The following is a 20728-nucleotide window of genomic DNA, read 5'->3' as shown; positions in this document are numbered from 1 at the left end:
GCCCCGGCGTTTTTCTATGGCCGGGAGGCACTTCAACGCCCGCCTCCCACCTGCCTCCAAGACAAAGGAAAACGCCGCACCCTGGTCATGGGTGCGGCGTTCGGCCTGTCAGTTGATCAGGAGGGAATCAGGCCGGGCTATCACTCTGCCGCGTAAGCGTGCGCGGTCAGATCTTCGTCGATCAGCCCCGCAACGATCGAGCGTGCCATTTCAAGCGACAGCGTCTCATAGTTCGGGCCTGCATCATCGTCGAAGAGTGCTTCGAGCCGGTGGCTGTTGATCGAACCGCAATGGACCATGCCAGAACCATTTGCGTAGACGATCTCCTCCTCCTCAAACTCCAGCACGATCACGTCGATCGGACGGTGGGGTGTAATCCGATCGATCCCACGATAGCCTTCAAGAGCAGAGGCAGGGATTACGGCGAAGGGGTCACCGTAAATTGCCTCAGCCATGTCGCTTTCCACCATCATGTTCTGTTCAGGCAAAAGCAGCATCGGGGTTTTGTTGCCCAACGCGCCGACCGGCACGGCGAGCGGCTTGCGATGGTCCGGGCAACGCCCGTGACCGAGCCAGAGTTGAGTTCGCTTGACGTCCACGACGGGACGCAGGCCACTGTCGAAGGTCATGACCATGTCGCCAACCGCAATTGCTTCCACCGGGCGCCAGCCCATAGCGGTCGCGATTCGCGTTCCGGCAACGATCCCCGAAGCAGCCCCGTTATCGAGCACTCGCCCGGAGGTTGCGCCCGCCAGAGCGGAATCAAAGGCGCAATCGTCGTTCCAAGTCGTCGTTGCACTGCGGGTCATGTCGGTCTTCCTTCTGAAAGTCGGCGAGGCCATTTCTTCGTCCTACCTAGATCAATTGATTCCTGGGGAGTTTCCGGGGCCGAAAGGTGACCGAAATGTGGCAAACCTATACTTTCGGACAGTAAGTTGCTCACGGACCCGTGATTGACCTATCTTTTTGGATAGGGGTTCGCGCGTTTGACCTATCTTTTTGGATAGGGGTGCGCTCACAGACCCGTGAGAATCGCCCAAATTGCGTCGCAAATTGCAATTGCGCGAAAATTTAGAATCGGTAACCGAACCGCGCGATGTCCTCGGCACAGAGTTTCGAAACCATTTCAGCGTCGGTATTCGAAAAATACCCGCGCCAGTTGCGCTTCCGCGTGGAAATGTTGGAGCGCGCGAAGGGCGTCACGGGAAACCCGAGATGTGACGCGAGGGGGGCGGCATCGGCCTCTACATCTTCGAGGCGAATATAGAGGTCACAAATTTCCTCCCCGTCCGGCAACCGCATGTAGCTGCCATAGGAGGCCGCCGCGAGCGAGGCCTGCGTGTGCGGATGGTTAAGGAAGTCCGAAAAGCTGAGCGACTTTGCTAACGCCACGGCGGGATGCGCCATCCGCTGCTCGCGCAACCAATGGTAGTAGCTGACCACCCGGTCCCACGGGTTCCGCACCAGTGTGAAGGTGAAATAGGCGCGCGCCTCATCTTCGCTATAGAGACCCAGCCCGTCGCTCAGCGTGGAGTGCTTCCAAAGCCGCCCCCGAGTCTCGCGTCCCTCCAGCCTGCGTTTGCGCCGCCGCGCCTTGGGCGTATCGCCGATCAGCAGGTCATCCGCCATCGCGCGGTTCTCCAGCGCGAGCGTCAGCGCCGTGCCACCCGTCTTCGGGATATGAACGAAGATGTAGCGGCGGCCATGCGAAACGATCATGCGCGCGACACTAGCTGTGACGAAAGATGACGCAAACCCTCTTTCCTTTCGCGCGATGCCGCCTGAAGATGCCCGGACAATTTACGTGGAGGATTTCATGGGCTGGCTTGCCGACGAGACGGGTCTGGAGAAATGCGCGGCGAATTACGCACCGCTTACACCTTTATCGCATCTCAACCGCGCGCTGGAGGTCTTCCCCGAGCGACCTGCGGTGATCTACGGCAGCCGCTCTTATAATTACGTTGATTACCACGCGCGCGTGAGTCAGCTGGCCTCCGCCCTCAAGGCGCGCGGTGTGCAGCCCGGCGACGTGGTAGCGACGCTTCTGCCCAACACCCTGCCCCAGATCGAGGCGCATTTCGGCGTGCCCGCCTGTGGCGCGGTCCTCAACGCGATCAACACCCGGCTCGATGTCGATACCGTCGCCTATATCTTCGAACATGGCGGCGCGAAGATCGTGCTTTGCGACGTGGCCTTCCTGCCGGTGGCCGAAGAAGCCGTGAAGAAGATGAAGGGCCCCGCGCCGCAGATCATCGAAGTGGCCGACCCCGAGCACGGCTTCGAGCCGACCGGGCATTACCTCGAATACGAGGCGCTGGTGGCCGAGGGCGATCCGATGTTCGACTGGATCATGCCCGAGGACGAATGGGAGAGCATCGCGCTCAACTACACCTCCGGCACGACCGGCAAGCCCAAGGGCGTCGTCTATCATCACCGTGGCGCCTATCTCTCGACTCAGGCCAACGCGATCTCCTGGCGGATGCAGCTCTATCCGGTTCTGCTGACCATCGTGCCGCTGTTCCATTGTAACTCGTGGACCCATAGCTGGATGGTGCCGATGATGGGCGGCACGGTCGTCGGCTGCCGGGACGTGACTGCGAAGGCGATCTATGACGCGATAGCGGATCATGGCGTGACGCATTTCGGCGGCGCGCCGATCGTGCTGAACACCATCATCAACGCCAAGGAAGAGCATCGCCGCGCCTTCGATCACGTCGTCGAGGTCTTCACCGCCGGTGCGCCCCCGCCCGCCTCGACGCTGGCCGCGATCGAGCCGCTGGGCTTCAACGTCACGCAGGTCTACGGGTTGACCGAAACCTATGGCCCTGCGGTGGAATGCACCTGGAAACCCTCCTGGGAGGGGACCGAGGGCGAGGCGCGCGCCGATCTGAAGGCGCGCACCGGGGTCTCGATGCCGATGCTCGAGAAGGTCACCGTCTACGATCAGGGCCGCGAGGTCGCGCGCGACGCGCAGCATCTGGGCGAGATCGTCTTCCGCGGCAACATGGTGATGAAGGGCTATTTCAAGAACCCGCAAGCCACGCGCGAGGCCTTCGAGGGCGGCGTGTTCCATTCGGGCGACATCGCCTTCATGCATCCCGACGGCTACATCAAGATCACCGACCGCGCGAAGGACATCATCATTTCGGGCGGCGAGAACGTCTCCTCGGTCGAGGTTGAGGGCGTGATCTGCGCCCATCCGGCGGTGTCGCTCGCCTCGGTCGTGGCCAAACCGGACGAGACCTGGGGCGAGGTGCCCTGCGCCTTTGTCGAGCTGAAGGAGGGCAAGGAGGCGACCGAGGAGGAACTGATCAAGTTCTGTCGCGCGCGGCTCGCGGGCTTCAAGACGCCCAAGCGCGTGATCTTCTCGGAGCTGCCGAAAACCTCGACCGGCAAGATCCAGAAATTCGAGCTTCGGGCGGTCGCCAAACTGCTCGACGCGTAGGCCTATTTACTACGCGCCCGCGCCCGCGCGCGAGGGGCGCGCGTGAAATGCTCAGCTTTCGCTCTCGGCGCAGTGCTGGCGGAAGGCGCGCGACAGCATGTCCAGCTCGGCGCGCAGCAGGTCGATCTCGGCGCGCAGATCACCCGCCAGCGGCGCGCCTGCGACCAGCGAGAAGCGGTCGATCACCTCGCCATCCGCCTTGCGGCAGACGAGGAAGGTCAGCACCCCCTCGCTCAGCAACTCCGTCGGGATCGGCTGCGCGAGGCGCCAGTCGCCGGGCGCGCCGCTGATCGACAGCCCCTCCAGCACCTCGCCCTGATGACGCACTTCCAGATCGGGCGCTTCTTTCTCATGGCTCACCGCTTCCCAGCGCCCTGCCTTGATCCGCGTGCTGTCCAGCATCCTCGCCTCCGTCACAGTTCGGCGCGCGGGTAGCGCGCGAAGGTGAGATCGCGGATCACCACCTCGTTCATCCGTGGGTTTTCAAAAATCAGATCGACCCACGCCTTTTCCAGACGCCGTTCGTTCATCCGCGTATAGGCCAGATCGAATTCGACAGAGCGCGCGCCGTCGCCATGAGGCAGTTCGCGCACCAACTGCTCCGAATTGGGGCCGTGCTTGATGTTGAGGCGGCAGAACACTTCCAGCTCCCGCTCGCAGTCCAGCTGCATTTCCAGACGGATGAGATGGTTGAGTTGCAGCCCGCCCAGCGCCGCGTCGGGCAGATCGAGCACCAGCGACAGGAACGACCCTTCGAACCGCAGCACATCGAGCCGCAGCCCGAACGGCGCGAGCGTCTCGCCCGTCGTATTGCGGATCTGGCGCAGCGTGATCTCGGACCGGGGGCAGTCGTGAAACAGGGTGAGGTCATCGCCAAGCTTGTCGCGGCTTTGCGCCCCCGCGATGCCATGCGGATGCGCCTTCACGCGCCACAGCGGCGGTCGCCACGCCCAATCGCTGCCCGACGGTTTGCGCACAGAGCTATCGCCGGGAAGGGCCGTCAGCCGCTGTTCAGTTGCGCGCAGCACCGTGTCGACTTCGTTGCGCAGGGCGCGGGCACGTGCGCGCAGACCGCGCAGCCCCTCCGGATCCAATGCAGGGACCTTGGACGCCGCGTCGCGCCAGCGCCGCAAGCTGCGTCGCTCGGCAATCCGTTGCAACAGCGACCCGCCGTTCCGTCCTGCCATGTGCTGCCCTTCTTTCCCGCCTGCCGGTGCCACCTACGGCATCACAGCAGTTATTCCTTATCATCGGGTTGCGAGAAAGGGGGAATTTCCGCACGAACTCATCACGTTCCGGGTTTTGACCGGGAAGGTAACCGCGCGTCGGCTTGGGCGGTCAATTCGCGGCGCGGATCGCGGCGATGAATGTCTCCAGCAATTGCCGCTGCTGGGCATAGCTCATTTCGCCTTCCTTCAGCGGCATCACCGACAGCGCCGTGATCCGCCCGCCAAGCGCCGTGACGCCCCGCAGATAGGTCTTCGCGATCGGCGGTCCGCCCGTGCCGGAGCGATCTTCGACCCGCAACAGCAACGTACCATTCGAGATATCGGTGCCCTTGATCGTGACGTCAGCGGCTTCGCCCGAGCGCGACAGCGCCGCGCGCCCGATCTCGGAATGGAAGAAATCGCCGATCTTCTTGAGCCGGTCCTGCGACAGCTTGCCGGAGCCGTCCTCCAAGGCGGGCGGCCCGACAGTGACGCTCAGCAGCGCGGGCTCGGGCGCATGGGCATCCTCGGCATTGCCCGAGATCGCCGCGCAATTGCCGAAGAGCGCGAAGCCCCCCGCGCCGGAATTGCGCAGGCTTTTCGGATCGATGCACCAGCCTTTCGGCGCCGCCACCGTCAACGCGCCATTGGCCAGCGTGGTGCGGGCCTTCGCGACCTGCGCCGTGCCGAAGGCCGTCGGCTGGCAGGCGGCCAGCAAACCGATCATCCCCAGCGCGAGGGCGAGGGGCTTCAAAAGACGTGACGAGCGGTGTCCGACAGCAAAAATCATGCGCTTGGAGATAGCCTCAGCGACCTCATCGCGCAAGTCTGCCGGGTTTCGCCGCAATGCGGCTGCGCGGGGTTCAGCCCAACGCGATCCGGCGCGCCGCAGCCGCGCCATCGTCCGGATCGTGGCTGACCATCAGGCAGGGGATACGCTCGGCTTGGAGATGCTGCAGCGTGAAACTGCGGATCTCGGCCCGCAGCTCCGCATCGAGCGCGGCGAAGGGTTCGTCGATCAGCACCGCACGGGGCCGCGCCAGCAGCGTGCGCATCAGCGCTGCGCGGGTACGCTGCCCGCCCGATAGCGTCGCCGGGTCGCGATCCGCCATGCCTGCAAGCCCGGCCTGTTCCAGCGCGGCCTCCACCGCCGCGCGCCGGGCCGCCTTGCCCTTCACCTGCGCCGACAACCCGAAGGCCAGATTGTCGCCGACCGAGAGATGCGGGAAAAGCTGCGCCTGCTGGAACATCATCCCGATGCCGCGCTTTTCGGCGGGCAGATGCGTGACACTTTCACCATCGAGCCGCACATCGCCCGAAGCCGTGAACCCCCGCGGCAGATGGCCGCCGATATAGGCGAGCAGGCTCGACTTGCCGATCCCGGAGGGCCCCATCAGGCAAACCGTCTCTCCGGGCGCCACGACCAGCGACAGCGGCGCGAAGAGCGGGGCGGAGGCGTCGGGCGCGGTCAGGCTCAGATCGATCAGTTCCAGGCTCATGCCACTCCTCCGCGCAAGCCGCGCCGGTTGCGATGCCACCATGCCGGGACCGCGAGCGCCAGCGCGAAACCCACCCATGGCAGCGCCGCCTGCATAAGCGCAAGGATCGCGGCCAGCCGCCGATCCGCCCCGGAGGCCAGCGCCACCGCTTCGGTCGCGAGCGCCTGCACGCGCCCCGCCCCGGGCAGCAGCACGGCGAGATATTGCGCCACCGACACCGCCACCCCGATCGCCGCCGCCGCGCAGATCGGCCCCAGCAGCATCGGCAGCTTGATCCGCAGCAGCCGGCGCGTCGGCCCGGCCCCGAGGCTCGCCGCACTGGCGAGATGCGCCGGGTCGAGCGCGCGCCACGGCCCGGCCAGCGCGATCATCACATAGGGAAAGACGAAGAGCAGTTCGGCCCATGTCACCACGACCAGCCCCGGCGGCAGACCAAGCCAGAGAAACCCGGTGGTCAGCCCCTGCAGAAACCCGATCTGCGGCAGCAGAAGCGGCAGGACGATCAGCGCGCCGAGCGGCAGGCGCTTGCCCGAGCGATCCTCACTTTCCAGCCAGAGCATCGCAAGGATCAGCGCCAAAGCGGTCGAAATCAGCGCAAGCGTCAGGCTGGTCAGCGCAGGCCCCGCCCAGTCGGCGCTGGCCCAGCGTTTGAGGGTGAGGTTCGCGGGCAGCGCATCGGGAAAACGCCAGAAGCTCGCGAGGCTCCAGAGGATCAGCGCACCCAGCGATCCGAGCGCCAGCAAACCGCCCGCGCCGATCAGGCCAACGCCGCTCCAGTTCCGCCGCGAAGCGCCGCGATGCCCGTTGCGGATCGCCGTCTTGCCCAGCCGTGCCACCGCGCGCTCGCCGACCATCCACAGCGCCGCACTCACCCCTATCACGGCCAGCAAGATCACCGCCAGCGCCGAGGCGGGGACCGCTTGCGCCGGGTCCGGCGCGCCGTAGAGCCGCAGGATGCGCACCGCCAGCGTCGGCGGGTTCGACGGCCCGAGAATCAGCGCCATGTCGACGACCGACAGCGAGAAGGCCAGCACGATCAGCACCGGCAGCCGGAGCGCCGGGTACAGCTGCGGCCAGACGATCCGCGCCCAGACGCGGCCCGGCGCATAGCCAAGAGCGCGCCCCGCCGCCATCTGCTCAGCAACCGGGCGCTGCGCCGCGGACACCAGCGTCATCAGCGTCAGGAACGGCACCTCTTTCAGCATCAGCCCGAGGATCAGCGACAGCCCCCACGGATCGCCCAACGTCACGAACTGCGGCGGCAGATCCCAGCCAGTCGCCCAGGGCGAGATCAACCGCGCGACCCAGCCCGAGGGCGCGATCAGAAAGGCCAGCCCGATCGCCAGCGCCGCATGGGGCACTGCCAGCAGCGGCGTCAGCCAGCGCGACGCCGATTGCCGCGTCACGAGCCAGCGCGCCAGCGGGATCGAGGCCGCGAGCGACAGCATCGCCGCCCCTAGGCCGGTCACCAATGTCAGCCGCAGCGAGGTGAGGATACCAGGCGCGGCCAGGGCCTCGGTGAAGCCCTCCCAGCCCAGCGCGACGCGCCCCAGCTCCGGTTGCCAGCCGAAACCGGTCGCCAGCGTCAGCGCCGCGCCGAGCAACACCGGCGCGCCGATGACCAGCGTCAGGATCGCCCCGGCGAGCCGCATCAAACCCTCACTTCGTGTAGCGCTGCGCCCAGTCCTCGGTGAGCTTCGTCATCCAGCTCGGATGCGGCTCGGGGAGCGTCGGCCCGAGATCGTCCAGCGTCGGCAGCGCGGGCGCGGTGGGCAGGTCCGCGAAAGCCTGTTTCGCGTCGGCATCCAGCTTCGCCGGATCGAGCACCGAGAAACTCCCCAGCACGCGGATGTCCTGCATATGCGCCTGCGTGGCCGGGTCGAGCAGGAAATTCGCGACCAGTTCCGCCCCCGCCTGATGCGCGGCGTTATAGGGAATCGCGACGTAGGAGATATTCCCGATCGTGCCACCTTCGGGCACCCAGACGCGGACCGAAGGCGGCAGCACACCCTGCTCGATCATCGCGGCCGGTGCCGCCGGATCGAAGAACATCGCGAAATCGACCTCGCCATCGGCCAGCAATTGCGCCTGCACGCTCTCGTTTTCGGGGAAGGATTTGCCTTCGCGCCACATCAACGGGCGCAGCGCATCGTACCACGCCCAGAGCGGCGCGGTTTCCTTGGCATAGGCCTCGTCCGTCACCGGTTTAGACAAAGCCGCTGGATCGGGCGCCATCTCGACCAGCGCCTGCTTGAGGAAGCTCGCCCCCATGAAATTCGACGGGTTGGGATGGGTGAAGCGGCCCGGATGCGCCTCGGCCCAGTCCAGAAGCCCCGCCATATCCTTCGGCGGATCGCTCACTCGCTCCGCATCATAGGCGAAGGCGAATTTCGCGAGCCGCCACGGGCTCTCGTACCCTTCCGTCGGGACGGTGAAATCGGTCGTGGCCGCCGAGCCTTCGGACAGGTCGAGATATTTCGCATTGGGCAGATCGGACACGAACGGCCCATGCAGCAACCCCGCCTCTTTCATCGCGAGGAAGTTCGGCCCGTTGATCCAGATAAGGTCCACCGCGCCGCCGTCATCCTTGCCTGCCGCCTTCTCGGCCTGCACGCGCGAGACAGCCTCCGCGGTGTCACTCAGCTTCACCTGCTCGACCGTGACGCCGTATTTCTCCTGCATCTGGTCGGACACCCAATCGATGAAAGTATTGGTGCGCGGATCGCCGCCCCAGGCATTGAAATAGACCGTCTGGCCCTTCGCCTCGGCCTGCGTCTGCGCCCAATCGGCAAAGGCGGGGGATGCGAGCGGCAGCGCGACGGCGAGGGCGACAAACAGGGATTTCATACTCTCTCCAATTTCAGGAAAACGCCCGCCAGCCCATCAGCCAGCGGGTCACGGTGGTCACGAAACAGGCGGCGGCGAAGAGGCCCGCGAGGATCGGGAAGGCCTGCGGAAACAGGCAGATCGCTGCGAAAAACAGGATCGTCTCGGCCCCTTCGGTCAACCCGCCGAGGTAGTAGATGCCCTTGGTCGGATAGGCATCGGTGCTCATCCCGCGCTTGGCGGCGATGGAGGCGAAGGCGAGAAAGCTCGACCCGGTGCCGACGAAGGCGGCGATCAGGATGGTCGCGGCCAGCGCGTTGCGCGCAGGATCGGCCAGCGCGAAGCCCACCGGGATCAGCGCGTAGAACAGAAAATCGAGCGCAATATCGAGGAACGCCCCGCGATCGGTCGGCCCCTTGATCCGCGCGATGGCCCCATCGAGCCCGTCCGCGATCCGGTTGATGAAGATCAGCGCCAGCGCCAGCCAATAGGCATGAAACGTCAGCGCCGGGATCGCCAGAAGGCCCAGCGCGAAGCCCGCCACCGTCACCTGATCGGCGCGGATACCGCGCGCGGCCAGCGCCTCGGCGGGGGGCTGCATCATGGCACGTTGCAGCGGTAGGAGAGCAGCGTCGATCATCCGCGCCTCCAGGTCATGAAACGCTCGGCGATCCGCAGCGTGCGCGGGTTCACATGGGCCTGCCGCCAGCGCCCGGCGGCGTTCTTCGCGGCCTCGGACCAGCTCGGGTAGATATGCGGCGTCGAGAGGATCTTGCCCAAGCCCAAGCCGTGCCGCATCGCCAGCGCGAATTCCGCCAGCACCTCGGCCGCATGGGCCCCGCAGACCGTCGCGCCAAGGATCTTGTCGGAGCCTTTCGAGGTGACGATCCGCACGAAGCCCTGCCCCGCCCCTTCGGCGAGCGCCCGGTCCAGATCGCCAAGCGGATAGGTCGTGACCTCGTGATGCACGCCGTCAGCCTCGGCTTCCGCAGCCGTCATCCCCACCCGTGCCAGTTCGGGCGAGGTGAAGACCGCATGCGGGATCGGCGCGGAATGAGCCTTGAAGCGCCAGAACGGCGAGGCCAGCGAATTCGCCGCCGCAATCCAGCCCTGATGGCCTGCGGCATTGGTCAGCTGCAACGGTCCCGCCGCGTCGCCCGCGGCGTAGATATTGGGCATGAGGGTTTCGAGGTAGTCGTTCGTCTCGATCACCTTGTTCGCCGGAATGCCCAGCTCCTCCAGCCCGAAGCCTTCGAGCCGCGCCTTGCGCCCGACCGCGACCAGCAGCGTGTCGAAGCCGAGTTTGGAGCCGTCCTCCAGTTCCAGCCATTTGCCGCCTTCTGCGCCGGGATCGTCACGCCCGAAACGGATCGCCTTCGCACCGAGCTTCAGGTCGACCCCATCGGCGCGCAAGGCCGCCGCGATGGCATCCGAGGCCTCCGTATCTTCACGAATCAACAGCCGTTCCGCCGCCTCGACCACGGTGACGCCCGCGCCCAGCCGGGCCAGCGCCTGCGCGATCTCGCAGCCGATCGGACCGCCCCCAAGGATCACCATTCTCTCAGGCGGCGCAGGCATCGCGGCGAGCGCCTCCCACAGCGTATCCGACGTCAGCGGCTCGACTGATCCGATCCCCTCGATCGGCGGGATCACCGGGGCCGCCCCCGTCGCCAGAACGATCCCGCGCGCGGTCAGACGCTCATCGCCCACACGCACCGTCCAAGGGTCTTCCAGCCGCGCATGGCCCTCGATCACTTCGACGCCCAAGCTCTCATAGCGCTCCACGGAATCATTCGGCGCGATCTGCGCGATCACCTCGGAAATCCGCTGCGTCACCACCGGCCAATCGACCGAGACATCCGCGCGCACGCCCAGCGCCTCGGAGCCGCGCGCCACGCCCGCAGCCCGTGCCGAGGCAATCAACGCCTTCGACGGCACGCAGCCGAAATTCAGGCAATCGCCGCCCATCGGGCCTTCCTGCACCAGCGTCACCTTCGCCTTCGCCTGCGCGGCGACATAGGAGGCCACCAGCCCCGCCGCCCCAGCGCCGATCACGATCAGGTTGCGGTCGAACTTCGCCGGGCGCTCATAGCCGCGATAGGCCCGCTTGCGTGCCCAGATCCGCAGCGCCGCGCGCGCCACCCAGGGAAACACCGCCAGCGCCGCGAAGGCACCCAGCAGCCCTGGCGAGACGATCCCCGACAGGCTGTTCAGGTCACCCAGTTGCGCGCCCGCCGCGACATAGACGGCGGTGCCGGGCAGCATGCCGAGCTGCGAGACGGCATAGAATTTCCACGCTTTCATCTGGGTCAGCCCGAAGGCGAGGTTGATCACGAAGAACGGCACGACCGGGATCAGCCGCAGCGAGAACAGGTAGAATTCCCCGTCACGCGCAGCCCCTTTCTCGATCTTCGCAAGCCGCGGGCCAAGCCGCCCGCGCACCCAGTCGCGCATCAGGTAGCGCGCGACCAGAAAAGCCAGCAGCGCCCCGATGGAGGACGCGAACGAGATCAGAACCAACCCCTGCCAGAACCCCAAAAGTGCTGCACCCAGCAGTGTCAGCCAGACCGCGAAGGGCAGCGACAGCGCCGTCACCACGACGTAAGTGACGAAGAACCCGATGGGCAGCGCTAACGGATGCGCCTCGCGCCACGCGGCGAGGCTGTCGCGCAGCGCGCGCAGCCGCTCGGGGTCGGGATCGGCCACCAGAAAAGCCGCGATCACCGCCAAAGCGATCAGGCCGAGGAATATCAGAGGTTTGCGCATGGTCCTCCCGTGGGTCACGCCCCAGTGATAGAGGCGATGCGATCTTTCCCCAAGTCGTTTCGCGCGCGGATTTCGTTACGCGCTTTCTCTCGGGGCCGCTATTTGGCACTGTTACGCACAAAACGGAGGCGGGGATGCATTTCATTGCAGTCGATGGCGGAGGCAGCGGGTGCCGGGCGGTGTTTGCCGACGGTTCTGGCCGTGTCATCGGGCGTGGCGACTCCGGCCCTGCGAATATCGCCTCGGACTATGACGAGGCGCGCCATCACATCTTCACCGCCATCGAAACCGCGATGGGCACTATCGACGCGCGCGAGATTCGCGCGGTGCTCGGGCTGGCGGGGGCGAACCATGCGCCCGCCGCCGAGGCGCTGGCTGCAGATCTGCCGTTTCCGGCCCGCGTCGTGCAGGACGTGACGACCTCGGTGCGTGGTGCGCTGGGGCCCGAGGACGGGATCGTCGCGGCCATCGGCACCGGCTCGTTCTTCGCGCGGCAGCTGGACGGGCAGCAGCATGCCATCGGCGGCTGGGGCTTACGGCTGGGCGATGAGGGCTCGGGCGCTTGGATCGGCCGGGCGCTGGGGATGCGGGCGGGGCGTGCGCTCGACGGGTTCTGCCCGGTGACGCCGCTCCTGCGCGAACTGCTCGAGGAGATGGATGGGCGAAACGGGTTGATCGCTTTCAGCCTCGACGCGACCCCCGCCGATTGGGCGCGCTTTGCGCCGCGCATTCTGCAATCGACCGACCCTGCAGCCGTGGCGGTGCGCGAGGCGGCGCAGGCCGAAATCCGCGCGGCGATTGCGCTACTGCAACCCGAGGAACCGCTTCCGGTGACGTGGCTCGGCGGGCTTGGGCAAGGTCTTGCGCTGGGTGACTGGCCGCAGCGGGCCGCGAAAGGAAACGCGCTGGACGGCGCTTTGGCATTGGCGATGGAGGATGCGTTTTGGACAAGCTGATCCTGACGGGCGCGCGCGTTTTCGACGGCACCGCCTTCCATGAAAACCATGCGATTGTGCTGGAACAGGGTCGAATTTCGGCGCTGTGCCCGATCGCAGAGATGCCCGAGGGCGAGGTTGTCGAGTTCCCGGGCGGCACGCTCGCGCCCGGTCTCGTCGATCTTCAGGTGAATGGCGGGGGCGGCGTGATGCTCGACGGGCACGCGACGCTTGAGACGATCTCCACCATCTGCGCCGCGCATGCCCATCTCGGTGCGACCACGATCCTGCCGACGCTGATCACCGACACGCGCGCCGCGACTCAGACGGTACTCGCCGCAGGCATCGCAGCCGTGACGCGCGTTCCGGGATTCGGCGGGCTGCATCTGGAAGGCCCGCATCTCGACCCCAAACGCCCGGGCTGCCACCCGCCCGGTTGCATCCGCCCGCTGGACGAGGAAGACATCGAGACGCTGCTCGAGGCGAAGACCGGGCTGCCCGCGCTGATCATGACGCTCTCACCCGCCAATGCGACGCCCGAGCAGATCGCGCGCCTGTCCGAGGCCGGGATCATCGTCAGCCTCGGCCATTCCGAGTGCAGCTTCGCCGAGGCTCAGGAGGCCATCGCGGCGGGCGCGCGGATGGTGACGCATCTCTTCAACGCGATGAGCCAGCTGGGCAGTCGCGAGCCGGGCCTCGTCGGCGCGGCGCTGTCGCAGCCGGTCTCCGCCGGTCTGATCGCGGATGGCATCCATGTGCATCCCGAGACGATCCGGCTGGCGCTGGCGGCGAAGAGGCAGGGCGAGGTCTTCCTTGTCTCCGACGCGATGGCATGCGCCGGGTCCGATCTGACCGAGTTCGATCTCGCAGGCCGCCGCATCCTGCGCCGCGACGGGGCGCTGCGGCTGGAGGATGGCACGCTTGCCGGGGCCGATCTGTCGCTGCCGCAGGCGGTGCGCTTCATGATCGAGACAGTCGGCGTATCACCGGAACAGGCGCTCGCGATGGCAAGCCGCATCCCGGCAGAGGCAATCGGCGCGCCGGTGGGCCGGATCGCGCCGGGCTTCGCCGGCGATCTGGTGCATTTCGATGACGACTGGCGCCTGACCGAAGTCTGGCGGGGCGGTCAGGCGAAATCCTCCACCGCGTAGCCCTGAATGTAGAGCAGCGCGCTCAGATCGCCGAAGTTGATCCGGATGTCGCATTCCGCGGCGACCGAGGGTTTGGCATGCAGCGCCACGCCCGCACCGGCGAGCTTCAGCATCCCCAGATCGTTCGCCCCATCGCCCACGGCCATGACCTGCGCGTGATCCAGTTTCAGCTTTTCCGAAATTTCCAGCAAAGCCTGAACTTTGGCTTCACGTCCAAGGATCGGCTGCGACGGCACGCCCGTCAGCTTGCCATCCTCGACCAGCAGCAGGTTCGCGCGGTTCTCGTCGAACCCAAGCGTCTCCGCCACAAAGCCGGTGAACGCGGTGAACCCGCCCGAGACCAGCGCGCAATAGGCGCCGTTGGCCTTCATCGTCGCCACCAGATCATGCCCGCCCGGCATGAAGCTGATGCGCTTCTCGATCACCTCGGAAATCACGCTCTCGGGCAGACCTTTCAGCAGCCCCACCCGCTCGGTCAGCGCGCCCTCGAAATCCAGCTCGCCATTCATCGCCCGCGCGGTGATCTCTTTCACCCGCTCGCCCACGCCCGCCACATCTGCCAGCTCGTCGATGCATTCCTGCTGGATCATCGTCGAGTCCATATCCGCGAGCAGCATCTGCTTGCGCCGCCCCTCGGTGGGCTGCACGACCAGATCGACGCCCAGCCCCTGCAGACCCTCCCAGGCCTCCCAACGATTCGACGGCACGCGGTCCACCATGAACTCCGCCGCGACATTCGGGTTGAGCCAGCGCGCCGCGCCACCGCCCCATGCACCGCAAAGCGCATCCAGCGTGCCTTGATCCAGATTGGCCTCTTTCGGGTCAGCGATCAGCGTGGCGGTAAACATGCGCGCTCCTTGGGGAATGTCGGTTCAAATGTCGTATCCGTGACCTGATGCGGCGCATTAGACCAAAAATTCTCCTTGCGCCAGAGCGGGCGCAAGCGTATCTGCGGCGGTGGGACACCCTTCCCCAACGAAGGGCATATATCTGGAAGGATACCAGCAATGGCTATTCAAGCTCCGGCTACGCGGCCGGCTAACCCGCGTTTTTCTTCGGGCCCCTGCACGAAGATCCCTGGTTTCTCCCTCGACATGCTCAATGACGCGCCGCTGGGCCGTTCGCACCGCGCCGCCATCGGCAAGGCGAAGCTGAAAGAGGCGATCGACACCACCCGCGAAATTCTGGGCGTGCCCGCCGATTACCGCATCGGCATCGTACCCGCCTCCGACACCGGCGCCGTCGAAATGGCGATGTGGTCGCTGTTGGGCGAGCGCAAGGCGACGATGGTCGCTTGGGAAAGCTTCGGCGCGGGCTGGGTGACCGACGTAGTCAAGCAGCTCAAGATCGAGGCCGAGACGAAGACCGCCGACTATGGCGATATCGTCGATTTCTCCACCATCGACTTCAACACCGACGTCGTTTTCACGTGGAACGGCACGACCTCGGGCGTGCGCGTCCCCAATGGCGATGCGATCCCGGCGGACCGTGAAGGTCTGACCATCTGCGACGCCACCTCGGCCGCTTTCGCGATGGACCTGCCCTGGGACAAGCTCGACGTCACCACCTTCTCCTGGCAGAAAGTGCTGGGCGGCGAAGGCGGTCACGGCGTGCTGATCCTCAGCCCCCGCGCTGTCGAGCGTCTGGAAAACTACACCCCCGCCTGGCCGCTGCCGAAGATCTTCCGCATGACCAAGGGCGGCAAGCTGAACGAAGGCATCTTCAAAGGTGAGACGATCAACACCCCCTCGATGCTCTGCGTCGAAGACTACCTCGTGTCGCTTACTTGGGCGAAATCGGTGGGCGGGCTTAAGGGCCTGATCGACCGCGCCGATGCCAACGCGAAAGTCGTGTGGGATTTCTGCGCCGCGAAGTCGTGGATCGCGAACCTCGCCAATGATCCGGCGACCGCGTCGACCACCTCCGTCTGCGTGAAGTTCACCGACGATCGCATCAAGGATGGCGCAGCCTTCGCCAAAGCCGTCGCGAAGAGGCTCGAGAATGAAGGCGTCGGCCTCGATCTCGGCGCCTATCGCGACGCCCCGGCCGGTCTGCGCATCTGGTGCGGCTCGACCGTCGAGACGGCGGATGTCGAGGCGCTGATGCCTTGGGTCGAATACGCCTTCGAAGCCGAGATCGCCGCGCAAGCGTGATCCGTGACAGATTGGCGGGCCTCCGGGCCCGTCCTTTCCCGATATTCTGAAAATTCAAGGAGCCCAGAAAATGGCCCCCAAGGTTCTCGTCTCCGACAAGCTCTCGGAAACCGCCGTCCAGATCTTCCGTGACCGTGGCATCGAGGTCGATTTCGAACCCTCGCTCGGCAAGGACAAGGAAAAGCTCGCCGAAGTGATCGGCAAGTATGACGGTCTCGCCATCCGCTCGGCCACCAAGGTCACGGCGAAACTGCTCGAAAGCGCGACCAACCTGAAAGTCGTCGGCCGCGCCGGTATCGGCACCGACAACGTCGACAAGGAAGCCTCGAGCAAGAAAGGCGTGATCGTGATGAACACGCCCTTCGGCAACATGATCACCACCGCCGAGCACGCCATCGCGATGATGTTCGCGGTCGCGCGCCAGATCCCCGAAGCCGATGCCTCGACGCAGGCTGGCAAATGGGAGAAGTCGAAATTCATGGGGGTCGAGCTGACCGCCAAGACCCTCGGCGTGATCGGTGCGGGCAATATCGGCGGCATCGTCTGCGACCGCGCGCGCGGCCTGAAGATGAAGGTCGTGGCCTATGACCCCTTCCTGAGCGAAGAGAAGGCGGCCAACATGGGCGTCGAGAAGGTCGAGCTGGACGAGCTGCTGCGTCGCGCCGATTTCATCACGCTGCACGTGCCGCTGACGGATTCGACCCGCAACATCCTCTCGAAAGAGAACCTGCAGAAGACCAAGCCCGGTGTGCGCATCATCAACTGTGCGCGTGGCGGTCTGGTGGACGAGCAGGCGCTGGCCGATCTCATCAAGTCGGGCCATGTCGCGGGCGCGGCCTTCGACGTCTTCGCCGAGGAACCGGCGACCGACAACGTCCTGTTCGGCCTGCCGAACGTGGTCTGCACGCCGCACCTAGGCGCCTCGACCACCGAAGCGCAGGAAAACGTCGCCCTGCAAGTCGCAGAGCAGATGTCGAATTACCTGCTGGACGGTGCGGTCGAGAACGCGCTCAACATGCCCTCGATGACCGCCGAAGAGGCGAAAGTCATGGGCCCGTGGGTGAAACTCGCGCAGCACCTCGGTGGCTTCATCGGTCAGATGACCGAGGATGCGATCAAGGCGATCAACATCACCTTCGACGGTGTGGCGTCCGAGATGAACCTCAAGGCGCTCGACGCCGCCGTGGTTTCGGGCATCCTGAAAGCCAGCCAGCCGGACGTGAACATGGTCTCCGCCCCGGTCATCGCGAAAGAGCGTGGCATCCAGATCTCGACCACCTCGCAGGACCAGACCGGTATCTTCGAGGGCTACATCAAGGTCACCGTCGTCTCGGAAAGCAAGGAACGCTCGATCGCGGGCACCGTGTTCTCGGATGGCAAGCCGCGCTTCATCCAGATCAAGGGCATCAACATCGACGCCGAAGTGGGCGAGCACATGCTCTACACCACCAATGACGACGTGCCCGGCATCATCGGTAAACTCGGCACGATCCTCGGCGAGAAGGGCGTGAACCTCGCGAACTTCACCCTGGGTCGCTCCAAGCAGGGCGGCGAGGCGATCGCGATTGCCTATGTCGACGAGGCTGTCGGCCAGGACGTGGTCGACGCGCTGAAAACCTCGGGCGGCTTCAAGCAGGTCAAACCGCTGGAATTCGTCCTCGGCTGATCTAGCTGAACGGTTGAATCCGGGCCCTCCGCCGCGCGCGGGGGGCCTTTTCATTGGAAGGGACAGGCATGCGCACCTATGCGATCGGCGACATTCACGGACATCTCGACAAGCTCAAGCATGCGCATGAGCTGATCGCGGAGGATCGCGCGGCCTGCGGCGAGACAGAGGCCCCGATCGTGCATGTCGGCGATCTGGTGGATCGCGGACCGGATTCTGCCGGGGTGATCGACTACCTGATGAAAGGTCAGCAAAACGGCGAGAACTGGATCGTGCTGCGCGGCAATCACGACCGGATGTTCCTCGGCTTTCTCGAGGATCCCTATACCGAAGACCCGATCCTGAGCGCGGAGGTCTCCTATCTCAATCCGCGCGTCGGCGGCGAGGCGACGCTGGAAAGCTACGGCATCTCCGACGCTTTCTCCCGCCCGCTTGACGAGGTCGCAAAGGAACTATCCGCGATCCCGCAGGCCCATCGCGACTGGCTCGCTGGACAGCCCGCCTATTTCCCTCGCGGCGAGGCGATCTTCGTCCATGCGGGTATCCGCCCCGGCGTGGCGATGGAGGATCAGGTGGAGGATGACCTGCTGTGGATCCGCAAACCCTTCCTGACCGATCCACGCGACCACGGGGCGCTGATCGTGCACGGCCATACAAACATCAAGGCGGCCACCCATTACGGTAACCGCCTCAATCTCGATTCCGGCGCGGGCTATGGTCACCCGCTCTCGACCGCAGTCATCGAAGGCCGCGACGCGTGGCTTCTGACGCCCGAGGGTCGGGCCGAACTGCCGCGCGGCTAAACTTACCGCGGCTCGAAATAGTCGAGCGGGATTTTCAGGTAAGACCGCCCGTCCCCCTCGGTCTCGGGCTTGCGCCCGCCGCGGATATTCACCTGCAGCGCGGCCAGCATCAGTTTCGGCAGCGGCAGGGTCGCATCACGCTCTTCACGCGTCTTGATGTACTCCTCGCGGGTGATGCCGTCCTTGACGTGCTTGTTGCCCTTGCGATGGTCCGCGACGGTCGCGCCGGTCTGCGGCTCCTTGCCCTCGCCGGGATAGTCGTGCCCGATGAACAGCCGCGTCTCGGCGGGCAGATCGAGGATCGCCCGGATCGAATCCCACAGCTCGGCCGCAGAGCCGCCCGGGAAATCCGCCCGGCTCGTGCCGCTTTCGGGCTGCATCAGCGTATCATGTACGAAGGCTGCATCGCCCACGACATAGGTGATCGAGGCCAGCGTGTGCCCGGTCGAGAGCATCACCTTCACGTCGAGATTGCCGATCTTGAACGTCTCGCCCTCGGCGAACAGGTGATCCCATTGCCGCCCGTCCTGCGGAAGCTCGGGCGTGTTGTAGATCTCGGCCCAGAGGCTTTGCACCTTGCGCACGCGCTCGCCGATGCCGCGCTTCGCGCCCAATTTCTCGGCCAGCCAGACGGCGGAGGAAAAGTGGTCGGCATGGGGATGCGTATCTAGCACCCACTCCACATCGATCCCCTCGGCCTTGACGTAATCGACGATTTTCTCGGCGTTGCCCAGCGTCGTGGCACCCGCCTGATGGTCGTAATCCCAGACCGGATCGACCACGGCCCCCTTCATCGTATCGGGGTCGTGAAAGACGTATTGCCAGCTTCCGGTGGGTTTATCCCAGAACCCTTTGACGATCGGGTTGGCAGTCATGTCGGCCTCCTAGTCATATTCGTTTTCTAGAATGTGTCCCCTTGGCCGAGAGTTTCAACCCACCGCCCGGCCAAATGACGTCTCGTCATAAGCGCGTGGCCCTGCTGGTGCGGGCTCAGCCCATTCGCTACCCTCGCGCCGACCCAAACATTGGAGGCTACCCATGACCGGTATCGTCATTCTCTCCGGCACCCGCACGCCTATCGGCACGTTCGGCGGCACGCTGTCCGGCTTTGCGCCGATCGACCTCGCCACCCATGTCTCGAAAGAGGCGATCTCGCGGGCGGGCGTGTCGGCGGACAAGATCGGTCAGGTGGTCTTCGGCCATATCATCAACACCGAACCGCGCGACATGTATCTCAGCCGCGTGGCGGCGGTGAATGCAGGCGTCCCGGTCGGCACGCCCGCGATGAACGTGAACCGTCTTTGCGGCTCCGGCGTGCAGGCGGTTATCTCGGCGGCGCAGATGCTGATGATGGGCGATGCCGATTTCGCGCTGGCAGGCGGCGCCGAGGTGATGAGCAAATCGCCCTATATCCTGCCCGCCGCCCGCTTCGGTCAGAAGATGGGCGACGCGAAGATGCTCGACATGATGACCGGCGCGCTCTCGTGCCCCTTCGGCACCGGCCATATGGGCGTGACCGCCGAGAACGTGGCCGCCGAGTGTTCGATCTCGCGCGAAGAGCAGGACGCCTTCGCGATGGAAAGCCAGGAGCGCGCGGCGAAAGCCATCTCCGAGGGTCACTTCAAGGAAGAGATCGCCCCCGTCGAGATCACCACGCGCAAGGGCACGACCGTCTTCGACACCGACGAGCACCCGAAACAGACGAGCCTCGAGAAGCTCGGCTCGCTCAAGCCGGTCTTCCAGAAGGACGGCTCGGTCACCGCGGGCAACGCCTCGGGCATCAATGACGGTGCCGCGGCGCTGGTCCTCGCCCGCGAAGAGGCCGCGAAAGAGGCGGGTCTGACCCCGCGCGCCAAGATCACCGGCTACGCCATCGCGGGCGTGCGCCCCGAGGTGATGGGCCTCGGGCCGATCCCCGCCGTGCGCGCGCTGCTGGAAAAGACCGGCATGCAGGCCTCCGATTTCGACTGGATCGAGAGCAACGAAGCCTTTGCCTCGCAGGCGCTGGCCGTCTCGCGCGAGCTGGGGCTGGATACGTCGAAGGTGAACCCCGATGGCGGCGCGATCGCGCTCGGCCACCCGGTCGGCGCCACCGGCGCGATCCTGATCGTGAAGGCGCTGCACGCGCTGGAGCGCACCGGCGGCAAGCACGGCCTCGTCACCATGTGCATCGGTGGCGGCCAAGGCATCGCGCTGTCGATCGAGCGTCTCTGAGACCCGGTCTTTGAGGGTCGAGCGGGCGGGCAATCCATAGCAATTTAAGGATTTTCCCGCCC

Annotated in this window: 19 protein-coding genes; 7 read left to right on the top strand and 12 right to left on the bottom strand. The window is 65.6% G+C overall.

Features of this window, described 5'->3' with window-relative positions:
* Positions 1 to 140: 140 nt before the first annotated feature.
* Both BMI87_RS14455 and BMI87_RS14450 read right to left on the bottom strand, forming a co-directional pair.
* On the bottom strand, positions 141 to 809 hold the full coding sequence (locus BMI87_RS14455) for a Hint domain-containing protein (RefSeq protein WP_168174816.1): 669 nt from the start codon (positions 807 to 809) through the stop codon (positions 141 to 143).
* A gap of 262 nt (positions 810 to 1071) precedes the next feature.
* A complete protein-coding gene (locus BMI87_RS14450) occupies positions 1072 to 1719 on the bottom strand; it encodes a sulfotransferase family 2 domain-containing protein (protein ID WP_078522319.1) in 648 nt (215 codons plus the stop codon).
* A 97-nt stretch (positions 1720 to 1816) separates the two neighbouring features.
* Here BMI87_RS14450 and BMI87_RS14445 point away from each other — a divergent pair, with 97 nt between their 5' ends.
* A complete protein-coding gene (locus tag BMI87_RS14445; RefSeq protein ID WP_078522318.1) occupies positions 1817 to 3445 on the top strand; it encodes an AMP-binding protein in 1629 nt (542 codons plus the stop codon).
* Between the two features lie 51 nt (positions 3446 to 3496).
* On the opposite strand, the gene BMI87_RS14440 is transcribed toward BMI87_RS14445, so the two are convergent.
* The 8 genes from BMI87_RS14440 to BMI87_RS14405 all read right to left on the bottom strand — a co-directional run bounded on the left by BMI87_RS14440 (position 3497) and on the right by BMI87_RS14405 (position 11744).
* Positions 3497 to 3847 carry a hypothetical protein gene (locus tag BMI87_RS14440; protein ID WP_078522317.1) on the bottom strand — a complete coding sequence of 117 codons (351 nt, stop codon included), beginning with the start codon at positions 3845 to 3847 and terminating at the stop codon, positions 3497 to 3499.
* 11 nt (positions 3848 to 3858) lie between these two features.
* Entirely contained in the window at positions 3859 to 4632 is a 774-nt protein-coding gene (locus BMI87_RS14435; RefSeq protein WP_078522316.1) for a DUF6478 family protein, read from the bottom strand.
* 151 nt (positions 4633 to 4783) lie between these two features.
* A complete protein-coding gene (locus BMI87_RS14430) occupies positions 4784 to 5380 on the bottom strand; it encodes a hypothetical protein (RefSeq protein ID WP_146681618.1) in 597 nt (198 codons plus the stop codon).
* Between the two features lie 136 nt (positions 5381 to 5516).
* Positions 5517 to 6152: an ATP-binding cassette domain-containing protein gene (locus BMI87_RS14425; RefSeq protein ID WP_078522314.1), complete on the bottom strand. Its 636-nt coding sequence runs from the start codon at positions 6150 to 6152 to the stop codon at positions 5517 to 5519.
* Positions 6149 to 7804: an ABC transporter permease gene (locus BMI87_RS14420; RefSeq protein WP_078522313.1), complete on the bottom strand. Its 1656-nt coding sequence runs from the start codon at positions 7802 to 7804 to the stop codon at positions 6149 to 6151. The genes BMI87_RS14425 and BMI87_RS14420 overlap by 4 nt, the downstream gene beginning before the upstream one ends.
* A gap of 7 nt (positions 7805 to 7811) precedes the next feature.
* Positions 7812 to 8999, bottom strand: coding sequence for an ABC transporter substrate-binding protein (locus BMI87_RS14415; RefSeq protein WP_078522312.1), 1188 nt, complete (start codon positions 8997 to 8999; stop codon positions 7812 to 7814).
* Between the two features lie 13 nt (positions 9000 to 9012).
* Entirely contained in the window at positions 9013 to 9618 is a 606-nt protein-coding gene (locus BMI87_RS14410; RefSeq protein WP_078522311.1) for a CDP-alcohol phosphatidyltransferase family protein, read from the bottom strand.
* Entirely contained in the window at positions 9615 to 11744 is a 2130-nt protein-coding gene (locus BMI87_RS14405) for an FAD-dependent oxidoreductase (protein WP_078522310.1), read from the bottom strand. Before BMI87_RS14405 ends, BMI87_RS14410 begins: the two co-directional genes overlap by 4 nt.
* A gap of 134 nt (positions 11745 to 11878) precedes the next feature.
* On the opposite strand from BMI87_RS14405, the gene BMI87_RS14400 reads away from it, so the two are divergent.
* Together BMI87_RS14400 and nagA are read left to right on the top strand one after the other, a co-directional pair.
* Positions 11879 to 12700, top strand: coding sequence for a BadF/BadG/BcrA/BcrD ATPase family protein (locus BMI87_RS14400; protein ID WP_078522309.1), 822 nt, complete (start codon positions 11879 to 11881; stop codon positions 12698 to 12700).
* Positions 12688 to 13830 carry an N-acetylglucosamine-6-phosphate deacetylase gene (gene nagA, locus BMI87_RS14395; RefSeq protein WP_078522308.1) on the top strand — a complete coding sequence of 381 codons (1143 nt, stop codon included), beginning with the start codon at positions 12688 to 12690 and terminating at the stop codon, positions 13828 to 13830. The genes BMI87_RS14400 and nagA overlap by 13 nt, the downstream gene beginning before the upstream one ends.
* Here the strand turns inward: nagA and serB are convergent.
* The gene (gene serB / locus BMI87_RS14390) at positions 13806 to 14678 is read right to left on the bottom strand and encodes a phosphoserine phosphatase SerB (protein WP_078522307.1); all 873 of its coding nucleotides are present in this window, start codon (positions 14676 to 14678) and stop codon (positions 13806 to 13808) included. The genes nagA and serB overlap by 25 nt on opposite strands.
* A gap of 159 nt (positions 14679 to 14837) precedes the next feature.
* Here serB and BMI87_RS14385 point away from each other — a divergent pair, with 159 nt between their 5' ends.
* From BMI87_RS14385 to BMI87_RS14375, 3 genes are all read left to right on the top strand, one after another.
* Entirely contained in the window at positions 14838 to 15983 is a 1146-nt protein-coding gene (locus BMI87_RS14385; RefSeq protein WP_078522306.1) for a phosphoserine transaminase, read from the top strand.
* Between the two features lie 70 nt (positions 15984 to 16053).
* On the top strand, positions 16054 to 17649 hold the full coding sequence (gene serA, locus BMI87_RS14380) for a phosphoglycerate dehydrogenase (RefSeq protein ID WP_078522305.1): 1596 nt from the start codon (positions 16054 to 16056) through the stop codon (positions 17647 to 17649).
* 68 nt (positions 17650 to 17717) lie between these two features.
* Positions 17718 to 18452 (top strand): metallophosphoesterase family protein, encoded by a 735-nt coding sequence (locus BMI87_RS14375; protein ID WP_078522304.1) that lies wholly within the window; start codon positions 17718 to 17720, stop codon positions 18450 to 18452.
* Between the two features lie 2 nt (positions 18453 to 18454).
* On the opposite strand, the gene BMI87_RS14370 is transcribed toward BMI87_RS14375, so the two are convergent.
* On the bottom strand, positions 18455 to 19327 hold the full coding sequence (locus BMI87_RS14370; protein WP_078522303.1) for an MBL fold metallo-hydrolase: 873 nt from the start codon (positions 19325 to 19327) through the stop codon (positions 18455 to 18457).
* A 163-nt stretch (positions 19328 to 19490) separates the two neighbouring features.
* Here BMI87_RS14370 and BMI87_RS14365 point away from each other — a divergent pair, with 163 nt between their 5' ends.
* Complete coding sequence (locus BMI87_RS14365; RefSeq protein WP_078522302.1) at positions 19491 to 20666, top strand: acetyl-CoA C-acyltransferase family protein; 1176 nt, start codon at positions 19491 to 19493, stop codon at positions 20664 to 20666.
* Positions 20667 to 20728 lie beyond the last annotated feature (62 nt).

Origin of the sequence: Thioclava sp. F28-4 (assembly GCF_002020045.1) — a bacterium.
Lineage (GTDB): Bacteria > Pseudomonadota > Alphaproteobacteria > Rhodobacterales > Rhodobacteraceae > Thioclava > Thioclava sediminum.
The sequence above is the reverse complement of the archived record's forward strand: the minus strand, read 5'-3'. Positions and strand labels throughout refer to the sequence as shown.